The following is a 22,373-nucleotide window of genomic DNA, read 5'->3' on the forward strand; positions in this document are numbered from 1 at the left end:
CAAAAAAGTACACTTTTCTGCAAAATACGCCCTTGTTTATGTTGGATCAGCATTTCCGCAGCTGCCCGGCAGCGGAAGGTGGACAGCGGCATTCCACACTCTTTGGCCGCCGCTGTACCTATCATTCCCGGTTGATTGGCGGAGAAAAGCAAGATGGAACAATCTTCGAAGGGAAGTGTTTGCTCACTGACTATGGTCCCCACCCCCACCATAGAAGATTTTTGGAGCTGCAACAAAAAACGGCTGGCCTCACCGGGCCAGCCGTTTTTTTGCGCAAACAGAGCTATATCGAAAACTAGAGAGTGAGGACACTCATACTCACAGCCGCTGAGGGTCTTGCGAATACAGCCGTATTTGGAGCACCTCTTGCCGAAAGGAAGCCACTCGTTATATAGATGGCGTTTTCATCCCACAGCGAGCGATTGCCAGAATTTTTGACCCGGAAACAGTATCAGTCGCTGTGCAGGATATTCTGGCAGAAGCTCTTCAGAATCACCGCTGCCTGGGAGCGGGTGGCGGTCCCGCCGGGGGCCAGCTCTGAGGAGCTGACGCCGTTAATCAGGCCTTGGGCGTGGGCCCAGCTCACCGCCTCCAGGGCGTAGGCGCTAACTCTACCCACATCGGCAAAGCCGGACAGGTCCGCCTGGGCGCTTACGTCGGCCCCGTTCAGCCGGGCGAAGCTGCGGAAGATCAGAGCCAGCTGTTCCCGGGTGATGGAGTCGTCCGGCCCGAAGCGGCCATCGCCGTAGCCGCTGACCACTCCGTTGGAGGAGGCCCAGGCCACCGCCTTGGCATAGTACTGGCTGTCGGCCACGTCGGTAAAGCTGGCGCTGCCTACCTGGGGAGAACCCGCCAGCCGGTACAAGATGGCAACGATCATGCCCCGGCTGGTGGACAGGTTGGGGCTGAAGGTGTCGGCGCCGGTGCCGGACATCAGACCGTTTTCATAGGCGTAGGCCACGGCGTCGTAGAACCAGATGCCCTCTGGGACGTCCACAAAATGGAGGGGCGTACTGGTGGACTCAGGGGCGAAGGAGCCCTTGACTGCCACGTTAGCGGCGGGCATGGAGAAGGTATATTTGCCGTTCCCCTGGCTGCTGAGCTGGAGCTGACGGTTTGACGCTTCAGCGGAGAGCTCCGACAGGACAAAACCGGAGTCCGGCTGGACGGTGATGGTGATGGCAGCGCCCGGCTTGGCGCGGCTGGAAGACACCGAGATCGTGCCGCCCGTTCCGCTAGATGTCCGGACCGTGTAGCTCCCGTCGGAATCCGAGGAAGAACTGCCGGTCCCACTGCCGCTGCCAGTCCCGCTTCCGCTGCTGCCGTCGCTGCCCCGTACGGCGATGTTGGCGGTGGTAGATACCAGGCTCCGGTCCAGAATCGTGAGCCGGGCGGAGTTGGGGGTGGTGTAGCTGCCGCCCAGGGACAGGCTGCCCAAGGATATGGTACCGGTTCGATTCATGGACTGGGGGCCATCGATATAGATGGTGACGGTGGTCTGTCCGCCGGACTGCTCACTGCGGCAGTAGCTGTACTGTTCGGAAATGGACTGGCTGAGCTGGAAGTCTGCCTTGGGAAAACTGCCGCTAAGGTTCAATTCCAGCTGGATGCTGGAGATCTGCTGATCTCCCAGGTCCTGCAATGTGAGCTGGGCATTGCCGGTGCCGCCCCCCTGCTCCATCAGCAGGATGGGCAGGGTGGCGGCGTAAGCGGCCGGACAGAACAGAGCCAGGGTCAGGGACAGGACCGTCAGCATCGAAAAAATTCGGTTTTTCATTCGCCGGCGCCCTCCAATACGATGGTGGGCAAGTCGATCCCACCGGGGGTATAAATCCACATGGTCTCTGCGGTTTTCCGTTTGCTGCTGGCGTCGGTGGCGATGTCGGTGCGGTAGAGCACCGCCTGGATCTGGCTGGGCAGGAGGTTGACGCCGCTGCACTGGCTGGCCTCACCCTCCTGGAGCTGGGCTTCCCGCTCCAGGTCGGGGACAAAGAGGAAGATACCGTCGCTGACCTCTCCCAACGGCCCCTCTTCCTCCGGGACCTCCGCGAAGAAGAGTACATAGCCGTTAATGGGACGCTCTTCCGTCTTTACATCCTCCATGTTGGGGTCCAGGGCCTGGGTAAACCGGCCCATCACCTCCATAGTGAGGAAGGCGGGGTCGCCTCGATAGGTGCCGGTGATGACGATGCTCCCAGCGGCAATCACGTCGTCCTCCTCGGTGCCGTACCGGTAATCTTCAGCCAGCAGGCCCAGGGTGCCCGTCTTCATAAAGGCTACCTCGTCGCCCTCCAGACCGTCAAGCAAAATGTCCTCAGCGGTGGCCTCTCCAATCTGCTCGCCCTGGACGCCGTAGGCCACAGCGCGGTAGGTATACAGCCGGTTTCCGGCGGAGCCCATGGCGTCGGTGTAGGTGACGGCCTCGCCGCCGCTGGAGGCGGGCACAAAGGCGATGGCCTCACCGTTGCGCCAGATTTCGTAGCCCTGGACGCTTCCGGTGATGTTGGGGGTAATGGTGACTTCGATGGTCATATCCCCGGTGCGCTCCGCCTGGACGGCGATGGTCCCGCTAGCTGGGGAGACGCTGTTCAGCCGGTCACGGCGGCTCTGGTCGCTGAGGTACCACACTGCACGGTCCTCCGGGTCATAGCTGGCCAGCTGGTCCTTCACCGCCTGGCTCAGGTCCATCCCCCAGTGGGTGAAGAATGCGGTCAGGTCCCTGCCTGCCGTACCGGAGGCGGTGAGGGCCACCCGCTCATCATAGCTCAGACCGGTAAAGTCCTTGGTATAGGTCCCCGCCTTCCAGGCCTTGAAGAAGCGGTTATAAAAGTCCATGGGCTTGTCTCCGCCGTCGTAGGCCAGATGGAGCTGCCAGTACATACCCAGCTGGACAAACACGTCGTTGGACTCGCCGGGCATTCCCTGGGCGGTCTTGGTGAAGATGGCGGGGTACTTGCCGCCGGCCTCCAGGCGGGAGGTGAAGGTGTTCTGCTTTCCGTCATAGGTCTGGACCATCAGGGAGTAAATGTTGTTGGTGATCTCCGCCCGGCCCAGCTTGTCCATATTGTGGCCGATTTCGTGGGCGATGCCCCAGCCGAAGAGGTTGTTGCCAGTGGCGCCGTCGGCCAGCGCGGAGATAGGCCGTCCACTGACCACACCGGCACAGGAACCGTAGCCGATGCCCACATGACTGCCCGCTGCGTACATAAACGCGCCGCTGAACATCTGCATACAGCGGATATTCTGCCGGGAGGTCATATCGTTGTTTGCATAGGTGTTGTCGATGCCCTGGGTCGTTTTGCAGATGTGCATCAGGTCCTCCCAGGCCAGGACATTCTGGTAGAGGTTTTCCGCCTTGCCCTCCACGGTCAGGCCGTTGGCCCCCCAGACCGCAGCGGCGGGCAGGGAAAGCAGGACGGTGGGCATGGAGATTTCCGTGACGTTGAGGCAGTTGGTCTGTAGATTGCTGGTCCCTAGGGCGGACACATAGGCACTCAGCTCGTCCACATAGGCGGTGATCCGGGCCTGGCGGGCAGGCCTGTCCACGGTGTACCAGTCGGACAGCTCCAGCAGGGGGATATCCACCGCCCGGCGGAGGTGGAGCTGAATCCCTTCCGGATTGGCGCCGCTGTAGGTGAGGTAGAGGCTGCCGCCTCTGGGGGTATCCTGGCTGCCGATTTTAGGGATAGTGAGGATATTCCGCCCATTGGTGAGGGTGGCCACCTGGCTCTGCCAGGCGGAAACCTCGGTGTTGAACTGGGTTGCCCAGAGGGTGAGGCTCTCGCCGTCGGGGATGCCGGAGGCGTAGACGGTGATCTCCTGTCCCGCCTTGGCGGCCGCACCCAGAGGCTGGAGATTGCTGCCCCCCTGGCCGTACTTGGCCCCGTCTGCAGCGCTGCTGCGGGACTGGATGCCGGTGACGATCACGCCGCTGGAGGCTCCGGTGGTGAGCAGCTCCTGAGCCAAGGTCAGCTCATCGGCCAGGGTGTTCAAGTTCATGTAATAATAGCGCTCGTCGCTGCTGAGCCGGGCGCGGAGACCGTCGATCTGCTCCTGGGTCACACCTTCAGCCAGGCAGGTGCGGGTCTCGTCGGCGAAGAGGGCGGCGATATTGTCAGGCAGACAGTGTTCCGGGTCGTACTCCAGGAACATCAGCTCGGAGAGGCTGACGATGTTGTAGGCCCGCTGTTCCACCGCCACGCTGATTTTTACGATGTTCTCCGCCGGGCCGAAGGGCAGGATGGCGAAGCGGGAGGTGGAGATCTCGTTCAGGTTGGGGATGTTGGGCCAGGTGAGCACATCGGAATCGCTGCCCACGCCGCCCCGGTCCACGCCGTCGGTGAGCAGGTGGCCGGGTTGGGTCAAGTCCTCACCGTTGTACCAGACCTGGACGCTGTAGGCCCGGAGGTTGCTGGGATAGGCCCCGTCCAGACGGGGAACCCAAATCACGGCGCTCAGGTCCACGGGATGGGTAAAGGTGACCTCTACATGCTCGTTGCGGCTCCAGTTCCGGGCGGTCCAGTGGGTGTGGAAGTCGCCGTCAATCACATTTTGGATGGAGAAGGGCGTGTCGGGGTACTGATTAGGGTCGTAGTTGCCCGGGTCGGCCAGGACAATGTCCGCAATCTCGGAGTTGTCCAGAACGCCCTGGGTGGGGATGCCCTCGGGCCGGCTGTAGTCGGTGGCCACCGGCGCGCCGGAGTAGACGTGGGAGGGCGCGCTGCTGCCCACGCTGTTCACCGCCACGATGTAGAGGTAGTAGGTGGTGCCGTTGGTCAGCTCAGAGATGGTCAGCTGGGTCCCGGTGATCTCTCCCCCTACCTGCCGGTAGCTGGAGGCGGCGGCGTTAGGCTGGTCGGTGAGGTACACCTCATAGCTGGTGGCGTTCTCCGCTGCCTTCCAAGAAACCACAAGCTGGCTGTCCAGGGCGGTGATGTTTACCATCTCCGGGGCGTTGGGGGCCTTGGCGGGCTGAGGCATTGCCTCCACCGGCGTGCAGCTCTGGCCCTGCCAGCTGCCGTCCACCGGCGTGACGGTAAAGCAGTAGGTCTTCAGGTTGGACAGCCCGCTTACCTGCGCCTGGGGCACGTTCACCCGCAGCTGACGGCGGGCGCTCTCCTGGCCCTGCTGCCAGTACTCCACCAGATAGCCGGACACGTTGGTCAGCCGGGTCCAGCTCAGGTCCACCTTGGCGTCCCCGGCGGCGGCGGTCAGGTCCTTGACCTGGCTGTTGGGTTCCACCAGATCCTCCGGGATGATATCCCGCAGGAACCGGATGGTCTCCACCACGGCGTATTCCTCCTGGGCCGTTTTGGTAACGGTGATGGTCACCTTTTTCACCGCCACCCGCTGGCCCAGGGGGATGGTGATGACATTGGTCCCCGGGGTGCGGGTGATGGCGTGGACCTGGGGGACGCTGGCGTCACCGACGGAAAAGCTCCGAGAGATGGTGCCGCCGTCGTACTCCACCTCCACCGTTCCGGCCTGGATGGCCCCGGCGGCGGTGTCGGGGGTGACGATCTGGAGATTCTCCGCCGTAACCGTCTCCGCCAGGGGTACGGGGATGCGGATGTCCCCCTGGCCGCTGGTAGTTGCAAAGACGGCAGAACCCTTGTCCTGGAGTATATCGTTCAGACTTCCGGTCATCAAGGTACCGGCAGCGGACAGATCCGCAGCGGCCTGAGTTTCATCGACCAGGCCCCCCAAACAAAAGGTGTCCAGCACGGTGGGCTGTCCGCCGGAGGTGTTTACATTGCGGTTGACGCAGGCCAGGTCCACGATGTCGATCAGGCCGTCGCCGTTCAGGTCATACCGGTCCAGGTCGGCCCGGGCGGTGCTGCCCAGAGCGGCGCTGAGAAGCTCCCGGTCCTTGGCGTCCACCAGACCGTTGGCGTCCAGGTCGCCCAAGGCAAAGGTGCCGTCGCCGGTGCCCACCTCGACATACTGGCTGCACGCGCCGATAGCGAAGGGAACCTCACAAGTGGTATACCCCTCGCCGGTAAAGCGCAGGGTGTACTGCCCAGCGGGCAGATCGCTGACTGTCAGGTCCAGGGCGCCGGGCAGGGCGCTGCCGGTGAGTGCGCCCCCCAGCCGGTCCCGCAGCTCCACCTGGGCGGGGTGGCCGTCCAACTGGCCGCTGGCCTGACTGGTCATGCTGATCTGCCCCAGGGAGCGGCCATTTTGCAAAAGCTCGGCCTGAATGTCCCGCGCCTGCAAAACAGACAGCTCCTGGCTGTAGTCCAGGCGCACGGTGGTCTGGAGCTCTCCTGTCCCGGCGCCGCCGGGCTCCGCCGCCCAGGCTGTGGGGAGCATGGACAGCGCCATAGACGCCGCCACTAGGGCGGCCGCAATTTTTTTGTGTCGTTTCATGGATTTCTTCTCCTTTGTAGTCTGCGCCCGGCATCCCGCAGCGCTGGGCTGCCCCTATTCTACCAGACTGTCCAAAGAATGGCAAATGTTTTTTGCATACAGGCGCTGTTTGCAAAGCAGTCCATAGACATGCTGATGTTATCAGAGAAAAAATTGACACCTTCAACTCACAGGAAAGTCTGCAAATAAAAATTCAAGCCCCCCAATAAAAAATGAGATGAATGGAAAAGGGTATGACAAAAAGGCCAACAGCAGGGAAGCGGTTGACTGGACGAGGATGCAAAAGGTTATGGACAAATCACAATCGACGCATTCTTGAGATACCTCCAGGAGAGACACTGGCCACAGCTACTGCAATAGGCCATGTACTCACGGTTTAGGGTGCAGCCGCATTTTGGGCAGACCGGGATAGAAGGTGTTCCAGACATCAGTGGAAAAATATGTACTTCCATAACAGACATAGGGATTCGGAAAAATGGGCTTAAAAATATCCAGAAGTCAATAAGTATATTTTGACTTATCTAGGGAATAAAACCTTTTGCCGGCGGTCTGCAAAACGTTGGTAGGACTAACTTTCTTGAAGTCCTATAATTATGCAAAAACACACTGTTCTACACAGTGTGTTTTTATTTTGTGACTGCCCCGAAGGGGCAGTCACATTTTTATTTATCCTCTGTGGACCGCAAGGCTCTCCAGGCCCTGCCCCTTCAGCGCCCGCTCCAACAGCTCCGGCAGCCGCTCCGGGGCGCAGGCAAAGCAGGGGATATCCATGGCGGCAACCCGCTGAGCGGTCTGGGCGTCGTAGTAGGGCTTACCTCCGTCGGCAATGGCCAGCAGGACAATCACCGTAACCCCCGACGACTTCATCTCCTCCAGCCGCCGCAGCAGGGCTGCCCGGTTGCCTCCCTCGTCCAGGTCGGAGATGAGGAAAAACAGGGTCTTATCCGGCGACTCCACCAACTCCTGACAGTAGGCGATGGACTTGGCAATGTCGGTGCCGCCCCCCATCTGAAAGCCAAAAAGCAGGTCCACCGGGTCGTCGCACAGGGGGGTCAGGTCCATGATCTGGGTGTCGAAGGCCACCACACTGGTCCGGACGGCAGTCATGGAGGCCAGAATGCAGGCCATCACTGAGGAGTAGAGAATGGACGCCCCCATGGAACCGCTCTGGTCAATATCCAGAATGACGTGCCACCGGTTGATTCGGCTTGCGCGGTCGAAAAACCACACCCGCTCCGGAATGACCGCTTTTAATTCTGCGTTGTAATTTTTTAAATTCCTCCGAATTGTATAGGGAAAGTCCAGCGCAGCGGCGGAGGGCAGGGGCGAGTGGGCCCGTCGGTTCAGCGCCGCTGTCACCGCCCGGCGCACGTCGTCCTCCAGCAATTTATTGATCTCCTCCACTATTTTGCGGATAAACTTCCGGGCAGATTCCTTGGACTTCTTGGGGATCTGGTCCTTGAGCATCAGCAACGTAGAGGCCATATTCAGGTCGGGTTCCAGGTTGTCCAGCAGCTCGGGTTCCAGCAGCAGCTGCTTCAGCCCCTTGCGCTCAATGGCGTCGTTCTGCACCACCGCCACTGTCTCCGGGTCGAAGAGGGACCGCAGGTCTCCCAGCCACTTGGACAGCAGCGGGGAGGACGGCCCCTTTCCTGCTCCCTGGCCGGGGCCGCCTCCAAATTCCCCAGGGCCGCCGTAAATGGCCCCCAGGGCGGAGTCCATAAGAAGCTCCTCCGCGCTCAGTGGAACGCCCCCCATCCCCTGGAAGGACTGCTCCGTCTCTGTGCCTAAAATCAGCCGCCAGCGGCTGAGCTGTTCTGTCTGTGACATTGCGGCCCCTCCTTATATGTCGTCAAAATCGAAGTCGGACAGGCTGTCCAGCACCGCCTGCTCGACTTCCGTCGTGTCGTTCATCAGCAGCTCCGCCGCCTGCTGGGGGTTGACACCCCAAATTTCCCCCAAATTCTCCGCGATGTCGTTTTTCTCAGAGGGGGTAAAATCGGAAAAGGCCCGGCGGAGGAAGACCAGCGCCCGGCGGAAGGCCTCGTCGTCCAAGGTACTGAGGTAATCGTCCAAATGCCGCCACAGGGACAGCCGGGCAATGAGGGCATACCGGTTCTTCCCTGCCAGCCCCTCGAACCACCCTGCCCCCAGGTCGGCGGGAACACCGGGGGACAGCCGCCGGGCCACCTCCCGGGCCAGCAGCCCCTCGTCCGCCTTGCCCCGCTCCAGCAGAATGGCCATTGCAAAACCGGAACAGCGGGTGTTCAGGTCGTCCCGGTCGGAGACCTCCGCCAGCAGCTCCAGCCAGCGATCCTCCTCCAGAAACTCGTGGCTGAGCTGGAGCAGGTTCAGCTGGTCCATGGCCCGGATCACGGCGGGGGCGGCCTGGACGTCGCAGATACAGGCGTCCTCCAGGGTGAAGCAGGCCCGCAGATAGAGCTGCTTGACCAGGGGAACCACCGGAGCGGCGTTGAAGCGGCGCAAATCGCCATAGCGCACCACCAGACTGAGCCGGGAAGCGGTCTCCGCCACATCGGCCAGGGCGGCGGCGTCCACGCTGAGACTCTGAAGCACTGCCAGAGCGTGGGCCGCCGCCTCGGGCATCCCGCACAGAAAGGCGTCCTCAAAGATGGAGGCAGCCTGGGCGATGGAAGTGCTCTCCTCCCCCCGCTCCTTCAGGGCGAAGGCCGCCGCCCCCTCGACAGTGTCCCCCAGCAGGGCGGATTCCACAATCTCGATTTCTGCCTCCGGGGTCCAGCGTAGGTCCCAATACTCCCCCCAGTTGGCCCCCTCCTGCCGGGAGGGCAGCAGCTGGCCGAAGTGGACCCCCAGCACCCGCAGGCGGTGGAGGAAGAAGGACCGGCGCAGGTCCATGAGGGCCGCCTGTTCCGACTTTACGTTCAGCTTCTCCCGCAGGTCCAGCTCCAGCCGCTGGGTCTGAGCGGTACGAAATTTCTCTAGACGCAGAGCCTTGAGCTGCCGGTAAAAGTCCTCCTGTATGCTGGTGCGGCTTACACCCTCGGGGAGACTGCCGATCCTGGTCCCGATCTCGGTGTCCGCCGCCGCCAGGGCCAGCTCAGAGAAGTGGCCGTGGCCCATGGTGGTGACGGCGGCGTCCCGCAGGTCGGCCAGCACCGGGTACCGGCTCCCCCGCATCCCGGCCAGCACCTGGGCCAGGCGCACCCCCTCGATGACCTCAGCGGCAGACACCAGATTGCCAGCCTTCCGGTGGGCAGCGGCCAGGCGGGTCAGGTAGAGGTAGGGGGCCTGGACCAGCCCCTTGCCGTTCATGGCCTCCCACAGCAGCTCAAAGTAGGCCGGGGCCCTGTTCCCCGCCCCGTAGCCGGAGCGGGTTGACAGGCGGTAGTAGGAGTAGGGCATCAGCGTTACGGCGGACTCCACGGCGGGCAGCGCGGCCAGCTCCCCGTCGGTCATGGGTGCGTTCTCTTCCAGCCCCGCCACGTGGAAGGCTCCGCAGACACAAAAGATCTTTTCCGGGGAAATGCCGCCCTCCACCCCCTCCTGAATGCAGCGCTTCATAAAGGCTTCCCGCACCAGGGTCTCGGCGGCGGAGCGGGGGACATCCGCCACGCTGGCGCGCAGCTCCCGCCCGAAGGTGTTGGCCGCCGCCTGATAGTCCTCCTCCAGCTGCTCGAAGTGCCGCTCCCAGAAGGTGTCGTGGTCCTGGCCGGTCAGCTCCTCCAGCCGGCGATAGACCGCCTCGGTGGTGTTAGAGCGGTCCTCCTCCGGCTCCTCCTCTCCGTCCGCCTCCTGAGACTCCAGGGCCCGCTCTGCCTCTGCCGTCTGAAAGGCCAGAAATACCGAGGAGGGCAGGTCCATAAAGCGGCAGGGCACCTGATGCTCGTGGGCCCACAGGATGGCCTGGATCTCCGGGGAGTACTCCGCAAAGGGATAGAGGATGGTCCGCACCGGCGGCGTCTGGGTGTAGGCCAGGATGGCGGCGGGAAATTGCGTCTCCGGGTGGCACAGCCACTTCATCTGGTCATTCAGGTCGCTGGGGCCCTCCACCAGCACCAACTCCGGCTGATGGGCGTCCAGGGCCCTGCGCAGGTGGAAGGCCGCGGCGGGGGACAGATGGCGCACCCCGAACAAAACCGGGCCGCCCATTACCCGTTCAGCTCCCGGCAGGCGCGGTAGAGGGGCAGCCAGTCGGAGCCCCGCTTTTTCATCACGTTCTCCAGATACTCCTTCCAGCACACCTTGTCCTTCTCCTCGTCCTTCACCACCGCCCCCTGGAGTCCGGCGGCCAGGTCCTTGGCTGTGACGCTGCCGTCCCCGAAGCTCCCCGCCAGGGCCATGGAGTTGGCCAGCAGTGAGATGGCCTCGGCGGTGGACAGCACGCCGGAGGTGGTCTTCAGCTTCTGCTTGCCGTCCAGGGTCGCGCCGGAGCGCAGCTCCCGGAAGATGGTGACCACCTGCTCCACTGTGTCCCGGTCGGGCTGACTGGCGTTCAAATCCAGGCCCCAGGACAGCTCCTCCACCCGGGTCTGGACAATCTCCATCTCATCGTCGATGCTGGAGGGGGTTGGCAGAACCACGATGTTGAACCGCCGCTTCAACGCCGCCGACATATCGTTGACCCCCTTGTCCCGGGTGTTGGCGGTGGCGATGATGGAAAATCCCTTTCGGGCGGGGACCTCCAGTCCCAGCTCGGGGACGGACAGCCGCTTTTCGGACAGGATGGAGATCAGGGCGTCCTGGACCTCGCTGGCACAGCGGGAAATCTCCTCCACCCGGGCGATGGACCCGCTCTCCATGGCCCGGTAGACCGGACTTTTCACCATGGCCTCGGGGCAGGGGCCCTTGGCGATGAGCATGGCGTAGTTCCAGGAGTAGCGAATCTGCTCCTCGGTGGTGCCCGCTGTCCCCTGGACCACCTTGGTGGAGTCGCCGGTGATGGCGGCGGTCAGGTGCTCGGAGAGCCAGCTCTTGGCGGTGCCCGGCTCACCGATAAGCAGCAGGGCCCGGTCGGTGAGCAGGGTGGCGATGGCGATCTCCACCAGCCGCCAGTCACCGATGTATTTCGCGCTGATGGGGATCCCCTTGACGGTACACTCCCCGGTGATATAGTGGAGTACCGCCCTGGGGGACATCCGCCACCCGGTGGGGACCGGGTCCTTGTCCACCGAGATCAGGGCGTCGATCTCCCGCTGATAGAGTTCCTCCGCCGGGAGGCGCTGTACATTTTTGTCAGCCATTTCCAGTTTCTCCTTTCGCCTGGGCCAGCTTCCACTGGTCGATCCACTTCTGGATCTCCTTCTCCGGCCAGCCGTTGTAAAATTTAAAGTGTATCTTCCCCTGACGGCCCAGTTGGCTCACCGCCTCCAGCGCTTCAATCCGCTCCTCCAGGGAGACGGGCAGCTCTTCCAGCCCCATTTTCAGCTCCAGATAGATCAGCTCGCCCACATACTCCCCCCGCTTTACGAAAAAGTCCTTCCAATCCCGCCAGCCCAAACCGGCCAGCACCTGGATGTACATATGGGTATAGTTGGGGTTGTCTCCGGTGACGCCGGTGTTATAGAGGTAATCCCCCATCTGGGCCAGAATGTCCGGACGGTCCCGCTGCCCCCGCAGCAGGTTGACCAGCAGGTGCCTCATTCGGATTCCGGCGGCGGCAAACAGTCCGAACCACCTGGGGTCCAGCTCGGCAATCGGGGTTATGAAGGGGGCGTCGGGGCCGTAGTTCCATAGGGGGGATATCTCATAGCGCCCCCGCTCCCCGCTCCACTGCACATTGCCGAACACCCGGCAATAGGCGTCCACCGCCTGCGGGTCCACGGTCCGGGCGCCGCCGTCACAGCAATAAAACTGCGACTCCCCCCAGGCATAGCAGGCGGCGCTGTCCAGAGCGTACAGCTGGGCCAGCAGTGCGGCGGGCAGCCAGCATTCTCCATGCTCCCGGTACAGCTCCAGGGCCAGGGACCGCAGCTCCGGGTCTGGGTAACGCATCAGCATCCCCTCCAGCACCAGGGCCAGCTGGGGGCGGAAGTTTTTCCAGTTCTTGGCCGCCTGGCTCAGTCCGTAGGAGAGCTCAAACCGCATGGGCCCGCCGCTGCCCTCCATGGGCTGCTCCAGAAGCCGGCCCAGGGCGGCTCCCCGGCGGCAGACCTGGCAGAAGACCTCCCCACGCTTGCCGCACAAGGTGGCCAGCAGCAGGGCAAAGCGCTTCTGGGTCTTCTTGGTCAGGGGTGCGCCCTCTTCCACCCGGTCCAGCTCCGCCTGGAAGAGACGGGCGGTGAGATGGCTGGCCCAGCCGTCCTGGCCGTCCACACCCCGCAGGTACTTCAATGCCTGGTCCGGGTCCTCCTGGGCCAGGGCCGCATAGTGCTGCCGGGCCTCCGGGGCCTCGGAACGGACCAGCGCCCAGTATGCCGTCTCCTGGGCCTCCCCCTTCTTGGTCCGGCACAGTTCCACCAGCCGGGGACCGTTGGCCGGGTCGTGGCGCAGGGCCCGGATGAGGGCCAGCTGGACCTCCCCCTTGGACTTGGGGAGCATCTCCAGATAAAAGGCATTCTCCCCCGCCCCGGCGCTCTTCTCCAGCGCCTCCACCCGGCGGGCCATGGCCGCTTTTCCGGCGGGGTTGAAGCCCTGTTTCAGCACCGGGATGACAGCGGGGCCCAGAGCGGCCAAAATCCGCATATTCAGGTCGGCCAGACCGGAAAATTTGTCCGCCAGATCGGCGATGAGCAGGGGCAGGACCCGGAAGTCGGTAAAACACTCTGGATGGGTCTTCCAGGACTCCTGGACAATCTCCATCCGCCCGCCGCCGGTGGTGGTGAGGGCAGTGACCAGGGGCTGAATCTGGCTGTAGGAGACGTCGCAATAGTCTCCGCTCCCCGCCACCAGAGGAATCAGCTCCCCCTCGGCGCCGGTCTCCCCCTGGGTGTAGGCCACCGCGTCGGTGAGGGCCAGCAGGTCCAGCAGCAGTCCGGAACGTTCCTCCGCCGGGGCGGAGAGAAGTTTTTCCAGTCCGGCGTCCAGTTTCCCAAGCACCGGGCTGGCCGCCGCCAGGGGCTTTAACTGCTCCGCCGCCCGCTGGAGCCGGAAATCCTCCCTCAGTAGGCCGGCGCCCGCAATTGCGGCCTGCTCCAGCCGCTGCTTTACATCATAAAGAGGCTGTAAATTCATAAAATCCCTCTTTTACTCCGCCTCCCAGGCGGCAATTAGTTCCTGCACTCTCTGCTCCGGCCAGGTGGGCCGCTTGTTGGCGGCGTGCTGCTCCTGCACGATCTTGTACAAATTCCGAAGCTCCTGGGCCTTCTCCGGGCCGGTAAGGGAGGTCTCATTTAACAACTTGGCTACGGCGTAGGTGGTCAGACTGCCGTCCTTGCGGACCTTTTTATCCAAAAAGCCCTTCCAATCCGTCATGCCGCGCTTTCGGAGAAAGGCCACATTGTTCGGAGTAAAGTAGCCGCCCGCCAGAATCTTCCGGCACTGATAATTTACCAGTTTCTCTTGCAGCTCCGGGTCCTCCGGGGGGACCAGCCGGAACAGGCTGTCCTCCATGTTGGGGATTTTGAACAGCAGGTCGAACCACCGCCGGTCCAGGGGTTCGGCCAATGTGGAAGTCCGGGCGGTGATCCGGGCCATCACATCGTAGTAATTGTGGGAGATTCGATAGCAGCCGTCCTTTTTGTCCCAGAAGATGTGCTCGAAGGTATCCTTCAGGCTCTGGGCCTTGCGGACACCCACGGAGCGCTCCACATAGGGCAGAAATTCCTCATAGACCTCCACCGCCGGGCGGGTGAGCAGCGCGGCCAAAATGGCATTGGGCAGATAGCGGGCCCGGTCCCGGTTTTGGTCCCACAGCTCCCGGCATAGCCCGCACAGCGGCCCCGGACCGGCGGCGCACAGGCTGTCCAGCAGCCAGGTGGGCAGGCCGTTCTCCAGGTCCACATGGCGGACCGCGGACGCCCGTTTCAGCTTGCCAAACAGGGGGAGCTGGCTGTCAATCCACCGCCAGCAGTCCAGCATGGCGGGAGAGCTCTTCCCCAGAACGGCGCTTTTGCAGCGGTTCAACGCCCCCAGCACTTCCACAGTGATCTGAACCTTCTGGCCCTCCGCTGTAAGGAGGGCCTCCAGCAGCGCCCGGAAGGATGCTGCGGCCAGGTCGGAGGCCCACTGGGTCTGGCTGTCCTTCAAATATTCCACATGGACCGGCGTCTTTTTGATCTCGGCGCTCCAGAACGCCTGGACCGCCTCGCCGTCCAGCCCGGCCAGGGCGGTGAGGACAGGCTCCCGTTTGCTGCCCCGCTCCGTCTTGGACAGCTCCAGCAGCAGCGGAATATTGTCCGGGTCCGCCCCCAAGGACAGAATGACCGCCTTCCGCACGTCCTTCTTGGTCTGAGGTAAAATCTCCCGCAGCCAGGGGGTTGCCTCCGCCCCCTCCAGTGCGGAGATCACCTCCACCCGCCGGGCCATCTCCTTCTTGCCCGCCGGGTCGAAGCCCTCCTTCAGCAGGGGAAGCACCTGGGGTCCCTGGGCCTTCAAAATCTCCGTGTTCAGCTCGGCCAGCTCGGCGTAGCTCTCCCCCAGACCGGACACCAGGGCGGGCAGGACCCGGAAATCCTGGAAAAATTCCGGGTGCCGGGTCCAGACGTCCTTGATCTGGCCCATCCGCCCGCCGCCGGCGCCGGTGAGGGCGTCCAGCAGGGGCTGGAGCTGGAGATAGGAGGCGTCACAGTAAATCCCTGCGCCCGCCGCCAGAGGCTCCAGCTCCCCCGCAACACCGGTCCGCCCCTGGGTGTAGACCACCGCGTCCGTCAGGGCCAACAGGTCCAGCAGCAGTCCGGAGCGTTCCCCCGCCGGAGCGGCGAGGAGCTTGTCCAGTCCGGCGGATATTTTTCCAAAGACCGGGCTGGCCGCCCCCAGGGGCCTCAACTGCTCTGCCGCCCGCTGGAGGCGGAAGTCCTCCCCCAGCAGGCCGGTGCCCGCAATGGCGGCGCTCTCCAGCCGCTCCTTCACATCATAAAGAGGCTGTAAATTCATTTTCATGACCTCCCGCACTACAGCTTCGACCACTCAATATTAGAGGGGAAGTCCTCCCCCGCCCGGAGCCGCTCCACCGTCCAGGGGATGGCCCTCTGGATGTGGGACGCGGCCTGCTTCTGAAAGGCACCCTCGGCCAGAACCTCCTCCAGCAGGGCGATGGTCTCCTCCGTGCCCAGGGCCTGCCAGGTATCGTACATCAGCTGCCACACGGTATAAAGGTGGTTGGCCTTGGAATTTTTCGCCAGCGCCCCGCCGAGAATCTCCCTGGGACTGCCCCCCAGCTGGAACAGCCAGCGGCTGTAGGTGTAGGGCTGGGCGGTCTTCTCCAGCCGCCTCCGGAGGTAGGGAATCAGCAGCCTCCGGCTTGTCTCGTCCTCCGGGTTGACCAGCCGCATCATAGTCAGGTCAAATTCCGCAATATTTTCCCAGTAGCAGGCAAATGGCGAACCCCCGCCTCTTTTAGGCACGTCGGTGCAGACCGCCTGGGTCAACCGCTCAATCCACCGGACATCCAGCGGCTGAGCTGTGGGCTGGCCGCCGAAGACGACATACTTCTTCTCCTGATGATGCCACCACACATCCCCCAGGGCCCGGAGCAAAACCGTATTGAGGGTCTTTTTGCGCTCCGCGTCCTTGTCGGGCTCTTCCGTCAGAATATAGGGGGCGAATTTCTCAAAAACCCCCGCCGCCGGCAGGGAGAGAAGCGAGGCCAGAAAGCTGATGTACAAATACCGGGTCATCTCGGGACGGCGGTCGAAGAGCTCCAGACAAAACTCCCGCAGGGGCCCGGGGCCGGTGAGGCGCATGATATCCCGCAGGCGGTCGGTGAGCTTCACCCCAAAGAAAAATGAACGGTTCTTCTCATCCACAATCCGGTCGATTTCCTCCATATGGCTGTCCGCCCAGCGCCAGAAGTCCAACATCACGGGGGAGTTCTTTTTCCCCAGGGTCCAGCACCAGGAGGTGATCTCCGTGCCCTCCTCATAAGTGGGGTGCTCCTCACCGTCCAGAAACTTCTCCAACCGCTCCCGAAGGCCAGCGGTCACCAGCTCGATGGCCCAATCCGTGCTGATGGGCTCCAGAAGCTTCATGGACTGGCTGTGCTCCGCCACCTCCCTCTTCCAGAAGACTTCAATCTCCGCCCCGTCCTGTTTCGCCAGGGCCTCCAGCACCGCGTCCCGGTTCCCGCCCCGCTCGGTTTGGGCCAGCTCCAGCAGGAGGGAGATGTTCTTCGGGTCCGCCCCCAGGGCCGCGATCACCGCCGCCCGGACGTCCTTCTTAGTCTGGGGCAGCACCTCCTGTAGCCAGGTGGTGGCCTCTGCGCCCTCAATGGCAGAGATCACCTCCACCCGACGGGCCATCTCCTTCTTTCCGGCGGGGTCGAAGCCCTCCCTCAGAAGCGGCAGGACGGCGGGGCCCATCTCCTTCAAGATGTTGGCGCAAAGAGTACTGACCTCCCCGTAGCTGTCCCCCAGACCGGCTACCACGGCGGGCAGAATCCGAAAGTCCGTAAAAAATTCCGGGTGATTCTCCCAACTGCTCTGCACGATCTCCATCCGACCGCTGCCGGTGGTGGATAGGGCGGTGAGCAGAGGGCTGAGCTGGCTGTAGGACAGCTCCTGATACTGCCCCTGCCCAGCGGATAGAGGCTCCAAGTCCCCTTCTGCACCGGTCCGCCCCTGGGTGTAGGCCACTGCGTCTGCCAGAGCCAGCAGGTCCAGCAGCAGTCCGGCCCGCTCCCCCGCCGGGGCGGACAGCAGCTTTTCCAGGCCTGCGTCAATTTTCCCAAACACCGGGCTGGCCGCCCCCAGGGGTTTTAACTGCTCCGCCGCCCGCGTCAGCCGAAAATCCTCGCTCAGCAGGCCGGTCCCCGCGATGGCGGCGTTCTCCAGCCGCTCCTTCAGGTCATAAAGTGGCTGTAAATTCATAACTGCACCTCCTCTACCGCATATTCCACCAGACGCTCCACTCCGGGAAGGGCTTGTCTGCCTGAAGCTGCTCTATAGTCCAGGGGATCACTTTTCTGGCCAGCTCCCTGTCCTCTGTGCGCATACAGTCCGCCTCCAGCGCCTCCTGGCACAGCCCGGCCAGCTCTTCGGCGGGCAGCGTGTCTGCCCCCTTGGACAGCATCTGCCACAGATGGTAGAGGTAGGATTTCTTCCTCCGCCTCATCGCCGTCCCCAGCATCCCCCGGGGACTGCCGCCGCACCGCAGCAGCCAGTGGCTGTAGCTGTACCAGCTTCCGGTCTCCCCCATGCGGCGGCGCAGATAGGGGATCAGGCAGGCCCGGTGTTCCGGGTCCTCCGGGTTGACCAGCCTCATCAGGGTCCAGTCAAACTCACTCACGCCGTCCCCGCCCCCGAAGGGAAAATAGTTCTCCATGTTCCCCGGACAGACCGCACAGGTGAGCCGCTTGATCCAGCGGGGATCCAGGGGCTCGGCCAGATCAAAGCTGCGCAGCTGGTATTTGTTCACGCTCTCGTCCCAGAGCACCTGGCCCAGCCCCTGCATCAGGGCTTTTTGCAGCCCCTCCTCCAGGCCGGACTCCGGCTGCTCTGTAAGGATATAGGGGGAAAAGGTGTCAAAGACCTGGGCGGCGGGGCGGGTCAGCAGCATGGCCAGCAGAGCGTGGGGCAGATATTGAGGCTGGTCTCGGTGCTTCTCCCACATCTCCAGACAAAGCTCCGCCAGCGGTCCCGGGCCTCCGCAGCACAGGCTGAGCAGCAGCCAGTTCTCCAACTCCTCCCCCAGGCGGAATCGCAGGCTGGTGTCGCTTTTCAGCGTTTTCAGCAGATCGAAGTGCTGGTCCACCCACCGCCAGCAGTCCAGCATAGCGGGAGAGGTCTTCCCCAGAATGGCGGCACGGCAGCTTCTAAATGCTGAAACTCCCTGGGAGGTAATCAAAACGAGACGCCCGTCTGCCGGCAGGGCTTCCTCTAGCAGACTGCGGAAGGCGGCGGCGGCCAGGTCGGAGGCCCAGTCCGTCCGGCTGGCCGCCAGGAAGCTCACCTGCTCCGGCTTTTTCCCGGTCTCTGCCGCCCAAAAGGCCTGGACCGCCTCCCCGTCCTGCCTGGCCAGGGCCCTCAGTACGGCATCCCGGTTTTTCCCCCGCTCTGTCTTGGACAGCTCCAGCAGCAGCCCGGCGTTGTCTGGGTCCTCCCCCAGGGCGGCCAGCACCGCCGGACGCACCTCCTTTTTCGCCGCAGGCAGCAGCTCCAGCAGCCAGGGGTTGGCATTTGCTCCCTCGATTGCGGAGATGACCTCCACCCGCCGGGCCATCTCCTTCTTCCCAGCCGGGTCAAAGCCCTCCTTTAATATGGGCAGGGCGGCGGGGCCCAGTCCCCGCAGAATTTTGGCGTTCAGCTCGGCCACCTCGATGTAGCTGTCCCCCAACCCGGCGACAACCGCGGGCAGGACCCGAAAATCGCTGAAAAACTCGGGGTGGTTCTCCCAGGTGGACTGGACAATCTCCATCCGCCCGCCGCCGGTGGTGGTGAGGGCGGTGAGCAGGGGCTGGAGCTGGCAGTAGGAGACATCCCGGCAGGAACCCGCTCCGGTGCTCAGGGGGGACAGCTCCCCCTCAAGGCCGGTCCGTCCCTGGGTGTAGACCACCGCGTCCGCCAGGGCCAGCAGGTCCAGCAGCACTCCGGCCCGCTCCCCCGCCGGAGCGGAGAGAAGCTTGTCCAGTCCGGCGGAGATTTTTCCAAATACCGGGCTGGCCGCCCCCAGAGGTTTTAACTGCTCCGCCGCCCGCTGGAGCCGGAAATCCTCCCCCAGCAGGCCGGTCCCGGCGATGGCGGCACACTCCAGCCGCTCCTTCACATCGTAAAGAGGCTGTAAATTCATAACCGCCACCTCTTTAATATTGCAGCCGGATGACCCTGTCCGGTGTGACGACGCTGTAGGGGTGCAGGCAGATGGACTTGTCCGCCTCGTCATAGAACATCAGCCCGAACAGTGCGCTCCCCGCCGGGACCGGCTCCGGGAGCATATCCAGCCGGGCGGTGGAGGCGTGGTCCGCCCCGTCCTCCGCCCGGTCCCGCAGGACGATCCGGGCCCCGGCGGGGTCCTCCAGCACAAAGGTCTCCCCCACTTTGCCAAGCCGCCCCACAGGTACCAGAACCGCCAGGAATTTGGGCAAGAGGGTGTTTTTGATCTGATTTTTGGTGGCCTTCACCGCCGCCGCCAGATCGGGCTGGGCCAGCTTGGGCAGAGCGGCCTGCTCCTCCGGCGTCAGGGAGCGGGAGGCAGCGGACTCCCAGCGGATGCGGCAGTTGCCCTCGCCGGGGTAGGTGTACAGGGTGGGGACCTCCAGCAGGCCGAAGCGGCTGTCATCCCCCTTGACATATTTCAGCGCCTTGGCCGGCCGCAGGTTCAGGGTCTGGTCGATGCGGCCGGTGTCCAGGTCCAGCCACCAGCCCCGCTCCACATACTCCTTCTTGGCCTCGTCATAGCTGACGTCGAAGGACAGCTGGACCAGCCGGGCGTTCTCCCGGAAGGCCCCGATGGCGTGGAGGTCCTCCAGCTTCCACACTCCGCCCAGGGCCTCGAAGAGCATGGTGTCCTCGGCGGAATAGCTGCCCGCCTCCAGCTTGTCCTGCAAAAAGACGCGGGACTTTTTGATGGCGGAGCGCAGGAACACCAGCTGGCGCAGGGCCTCGGCATAGGCGGTCTCCGCCTGGTCCGGCTTCTTCTGCACGGTGCGCACCGTCAGGGCGATGCGGGTTAAGGCGGTCTGTAGCCCGGTGAGGTAGCTGCTGCCCAGATCCTTTGCCAGCTTGTCGTAGGACTGGGCGGAGCTGCCCGCCAGAGTGCCCACTCCGGCGGAAAGCAGATCATCCACCATTTTCTCCGCCATGTCCAGCCCCTCCAGCTGGCGGGCAAGCTTTTTCTTTTGGGCGGCGGTGTTGGTCTTCTTGGGCTTGACAGGCGCCGCCGCCTTCTTCGCCGCCCGGGCCGCCTGCTTGGCCCGCTTGGCTGCGATGTCCTCCGGAATGTCCGCCTGGGAAAACTCCTTGCCGGCCAGCTGCTCAAACATCAGGCCCAGGGCGTGCTTGCAGGGAAACTTCCGGCTGGGACAGGAGCACCGGCACACCGGCGCGTCCGGACTGGTCCAATCAATGGAGACCAGGTAGGGCGTTTTCCCGCTGCCGGCGCACTCCCCCCAGTACAGGGTCCCGTCCTGGGTTTTATGTAGGTTGGTATAGCTTCCCTTCTGGGACAGCTTCCGCCCGTTGGCCGCGGCGGCGGGATCGGGGGCCTGCAGCAAGATCAATTGTTCGGTCAATTCCATATAAACCGCTCCTTCCCTGGGCCGGATAGGTATGGTGAGGCCCGGCCCCTTGTGCCGTCTATTGTACCACAGAGCCTGCCACATTTCAATTTCCTGCCAGAGAATTTCCACATTTTTCGTACGCGCGTTCCAGAGTTCAGCGCAGCGCCCTCTCCATCAGCTCCAAATTTCCCCGCAGACGCTCATTGTCCGGCTCGACAGCCAGGGCCTTCCTCACCTCCTCCACTGCCTCCGGAAAGGCTCCGGTGCGGTAAAAGGCGATGGAACGCAGGTCATGGGGCAGACTCCCCCAGGCGGCAGCCTCACAGATATAGCTTCTGGGCCGTACCGTAATTGCCAGGGCGCAGGCGGTAAAGTAGAGGACCCCCGCCCAGTCCTCCTGCCCATAGAGCATTTGAGCCAGATCCATGTAGGGCTCCCGCAGGTGGGGCGCCTCTGTAACGGCCCTCAGATACCAGTTCCGGGCCTGGGAAATCTCCCCCTTCTGCCAGCAGGCTTTCGCAATGTACCGCATAGAGGCCGCCCGCTCGTCCCGCCAGACGGCGGTGGGCATAGATAGGTGGTGCTTTAGCGTGCGGATACAGTCGTCCCAGCGGCCCCGATACATATACTCCCGACCCAGATAGTGGACGTTGCGGTCATCTTCTGGCTCCTCCTCCACCGACAGCTCCAGTAGCGGCAGGTACTGCCCCCGAGATTTGGCGGGGTCGGGGTGGTGGTCCAGTTGAATCAGCTCCGACTGTACCATGGGGCCAGGCCGCCCCTGTCCCTCCCATCTGAGCACCTCGTGAACAGGGTGGACCCATCGGTAGCCCTGGCGGGCGTGGATCTTCTCATACCAGAAGGTGACGCCCTCTGACCCGTCGGGATTGAAGGACCAGGTGTAGCGGTAGGAGGCCTGGCCTGCCCCAGGAATCCAGATCCGTTCCAGCTCCTCCCGCCAGTCGGGATGAAAGACCTCGTCCAGATCAGTACACACACAGATATCTGTGTCCTCCGGCACCAGCTCCAGAGAGCGGTTGCGGGCGGCGTCGAACCTCCAGGGGACAATCCTCTCTACCGTCACCTCTGCCCCCCTGGAACGCAGCCGTTCCACTGTCCTGTCCTCCGAACCGGTATCCAGCACCACTACTCGGTCCGCCTCTGACATGGAGTCCATCCACCGCTCCACAAACTGCTCCTCATTTTTGCAGATAGCGTAGACACATACAATGTATTTCCCCATAAATCCTCCTTTTGAAAGAACCGGCGTCCCCAATCCGAGGACGCCGGCAGACTGAAATCAGACCGCGATGACGCCAGCAGTCCTGAGAGACGCCAGCAGCTCATTGATCTTGGCTACGATCTCCGGGGTTCCGGTCCCTGTACTCAAGTTGGCCACAGCAGGGCCAGGGATGAGATCAGGGCCGGCAGGGCCAGTGGGACCAGTAGGACCAGTGGGACCCTGAGCGCCTGTTGCGCCGGTAGCGCCAGCGGGGCCAGTGGGACCCTGAGCACCCGTCGCGCCGGTAGCGCCAGCGGGACCGGTGGGACCTTGAGCACCTGTCGCGCCGGTAGCGCCAGCGGGGCCGGTGGGACCCTGAGCACCCGTTGCGCCGGTAGCGCCAGCGGGGCCGGTAGGACCCTGAGCGCCTGTGGCTCCGGTCGCACCCGTAGCGCCAGCAGGACCGGTGGGACCCTGAGCGCCTGTGGCTCC

At 63.4% G+C, this 22,373-nt stretch carries 13 protein-coding genes; 1 reads left to right on the forward strand and 12 read right to left on the reverse strand.

Going from position 1 to position 22,373, the window contains the following annotated elements; translation table 11 throughout:
- The coding region (locus tag D1646_RS22875) for a hypothetical protein (protein ID WP_207709445.1) at window positions 1-299 on the forward strand (299 nt) is incomplete at its 5' end.
- A 152-nt stretch (window positions 300-451) separates the two neighbouring features.
- Here D1646_RS22875 and D1646_RS19440 read toward each other — a convergent pair.
- The 12 genes from D1646_RS19440 to D1646_RS19495 all read right to left on the reverse strand — a co-directional run.
- Window positions 452-1,777, reverse strand: a complete 1,326-nt coding sequence (locus D1646_RS19440; RefSeq protein WP_160638044.1) for an S-layer homology domain-containing protein — start codon at window positions 1,775-1,777, stop codon at window positions 452-454.
- Window positions 1,774-6,369 (reverse strand): M60 family metallopeptidase, encoded by a 4,596-nt coding sequence (locus D1646_RS19445; protein ID WP_160638045.1) that lies wholly within the window; start codon window positions 6,367-6,369, stop codon window positions 1,774-1,776. The genes D1646_RS19440 and D1646_RS19445 overlap by 4 nt, the downstream gene beginning before the upstream one ends.
- A gap of 666 nt (window positions 6,370-7,035) precedes the next feature.
- On the reverse strand, window positions 7,036-8,199 hold the full coding sequence (locus D1646_RS19450) for a VWA domain-containing protein (RefSeq protein WP_160638046.1): 1,164 nt from the start codon (window positions 8,197-8,199) through the stop codon (window positions 7,036-7,038).
- Between the two features lie 12 nt (window positions 8,200-8,211).
- A complete protein-coding gene (locus D1646_RS19455) occupies window positions 8,212-10,500 on the reverse strand; it encodes a DUF5682 family protein (protein ID WP_160638047.1) in 2,289 nt (762 codons plus the stop codon).
- The gene (locus D1646_RS19460; protein ID WP_160638048.1) at window positions 10,500-11,591 is read right to left on the reverse strand and encodes an AAA family ATPase; all 1,092 of its coding nucleotides are present in this window, start codon (window positions 11,589-11,591) and stop codon (window positions 10,500-10,502) included. Before D1646_RS19460 ends, D1646_RS19455 begins: the two co-directional genes overlap by 1 nt.
- The gene (locus D1646_RS19465) at window positions 11,584-13,521 is read right to left on the reverse strand and encodes a HEAT repeat domain-containing protein (protein WP_160638049.1); all 1,938 of its coding nucleotides are present in this window, start codon (window positions 13,519-13,521) and stop codon (window positions 11,584-11,586) included. The genes D1646_RS19460 and D1646_RS19465 overlap by 8 nt, the downstream gene beginning before the upstream one ends.
- A gap of 12 nt (window positions 13,522-13,533) precedes the next feature.
- Window positions 13,534-15,381, reverse strand: coding sequence for a HEAT repeat domain-containing protein (locus D1646_RS19470; protein ID WP_160638050.1), 1,848 nt, complete (start codon window positions 15,379-15,381; stop codon window positions 13,534-13,536).
- Window positions 15,382-15,398: 17 nt separating this feature from the next.
- Window positions 15,399-17,312, reverse strand: a complete 1,914-nt coding sequence (locus D1646_RS19475; protein ID WP_160638051.1) for a HEAT repeat domain-containing protein — start codon at window positions 17,310-17,312, stop codon at window positions 15,399-15,401.
- A gap of 13 nt (window positions 17,313-17,325) precedes the next feature.
- Window positions 17,326-19,230: a HEAT repeat domain-containing protein gene (locus tag D1646_RS19480; protein WP_160638052.1), complete on the reverse strand. Its 1,905-nt coding sequence runs from the start codon at window positions 19,228-19,230 to the stop codon at window positions 17,326-17,328.
- Window positions 19,231-19,243: 13 nt separating this feature from the next.
- Window positions 19,244-20,677, reverse strand: a complete 1,434-nt coding sequence (locus tag D1646_RS19485) for an SWIM zinc finger family protein (RefSeq protein ID WP_160638053.1) — start codon at window positions 20,675-20,677, stop codon at window positions 19,244-19,246.
- A gap of 136 nt (window positions 20,678-20,813) precedes the next feature.
- Entirely contained in the window at window positions 20,814-21,902 is a 1,089-nt protein-coding gene (locus D1646_RS19490; RefSeq protein WP_160638054.1) for a glycosyltransferase, read from the reverse strand.
- Between the two features lie 57 nt (window positions 21,903-21,959).
- A partial coding sequence (locus D1646_RS19495) for a collagen-like protein (RefSeq protein ID WP_201754771.1) occupies window positions 21,960-22,373 on the reverse strand: 414 nt, incomplete at its 5' end.

This window comes from Pseudoflavonifractor sp. 60 (assembly GCF_009911645.1).
In the GTDB taxonomy this organism is placed as follows: domain Bacteria; phylum Bacillota; class Clostridia; order Oscillospirales; family Oscillospiraceae; genus Lawsonibacter.

Coding starts and splice junctions, on each gene's coding strand:
- D1646_RS19440 (WP_160638044.1), bottom strand. CDS start 1,777: ATGAAAAACCGAATTTTTTCGATGCTGACGGTCCTGTCCCTGACCCTG.
- D1646_RS19445 (WP_160638045.1), bottom strand. CDS start 6,369: ATGAAACGACACAAAAAAATTGCGGCCGCCCTAGTGGCGGCGTCTATG.
- D1646_RS19450 (WP_160638046.1), bottom strand. CDS start 8,199: ATGTCACAGACAGAACAGCTCAGCCGCTGGCGGCTGATTTTAGGCACA.
- D1646_RS19455 (WP_160638047.1), bottom strand. CDS start 10,500: ATGGGCGGCCCGGTTTTGTTCGGGGTGCGCCATCTGTCCCCCGCCGCG.
- D1646_RS19460 (WP_160638048.1), bottom strand. CDS start 11,591: ATGGCTGACAAAAATGTACAGCGCCTCCCGGCGGAGGAACTCTATCAG.
- D1646_RS19465 (WP_160638049.1), bottom strand. CDS start 13,521: ATGAATTTACAGCCTCTTTATGATGTAAAGCAGCGGCTGGAGCAGGCC.
- D1646_RS19470 (WP_160638050.1), bottom strand. CDS start 15,381: ATGAATTTACAGCCTCTTTATGATGTGAAGGAGCGGCTGGAGAGCGCC.
- D1646_RS19475 (WP_160638051.1), bottom strand. CDS start 17,312: ATGAATTTACAGCCACTTTATGACCTGAAGGAGCGGCTGGAGAACGCC.
- D1646_RS19480 (WP_160638052.1), bottom strand. CDS start 19,230: ATGAATTTACAGCCTCTTTACGATGTGAAGGAGCGGCTGGAGTGTGCC.
- D1646_RS19485 (WP_160638053.1), bottom strand. CDS start 20,677: ATGGAATTGACCGAACAATTGATCTTGCTGCAGGCCCCCGATCCCGCC.
- D1646_RS19490 (WP_160638054.1), bottom strand. CDS start 21,902: ATGGGGAAATACATTGTATGTGTCTACGCTATCTGCAAAAATGAGGAG.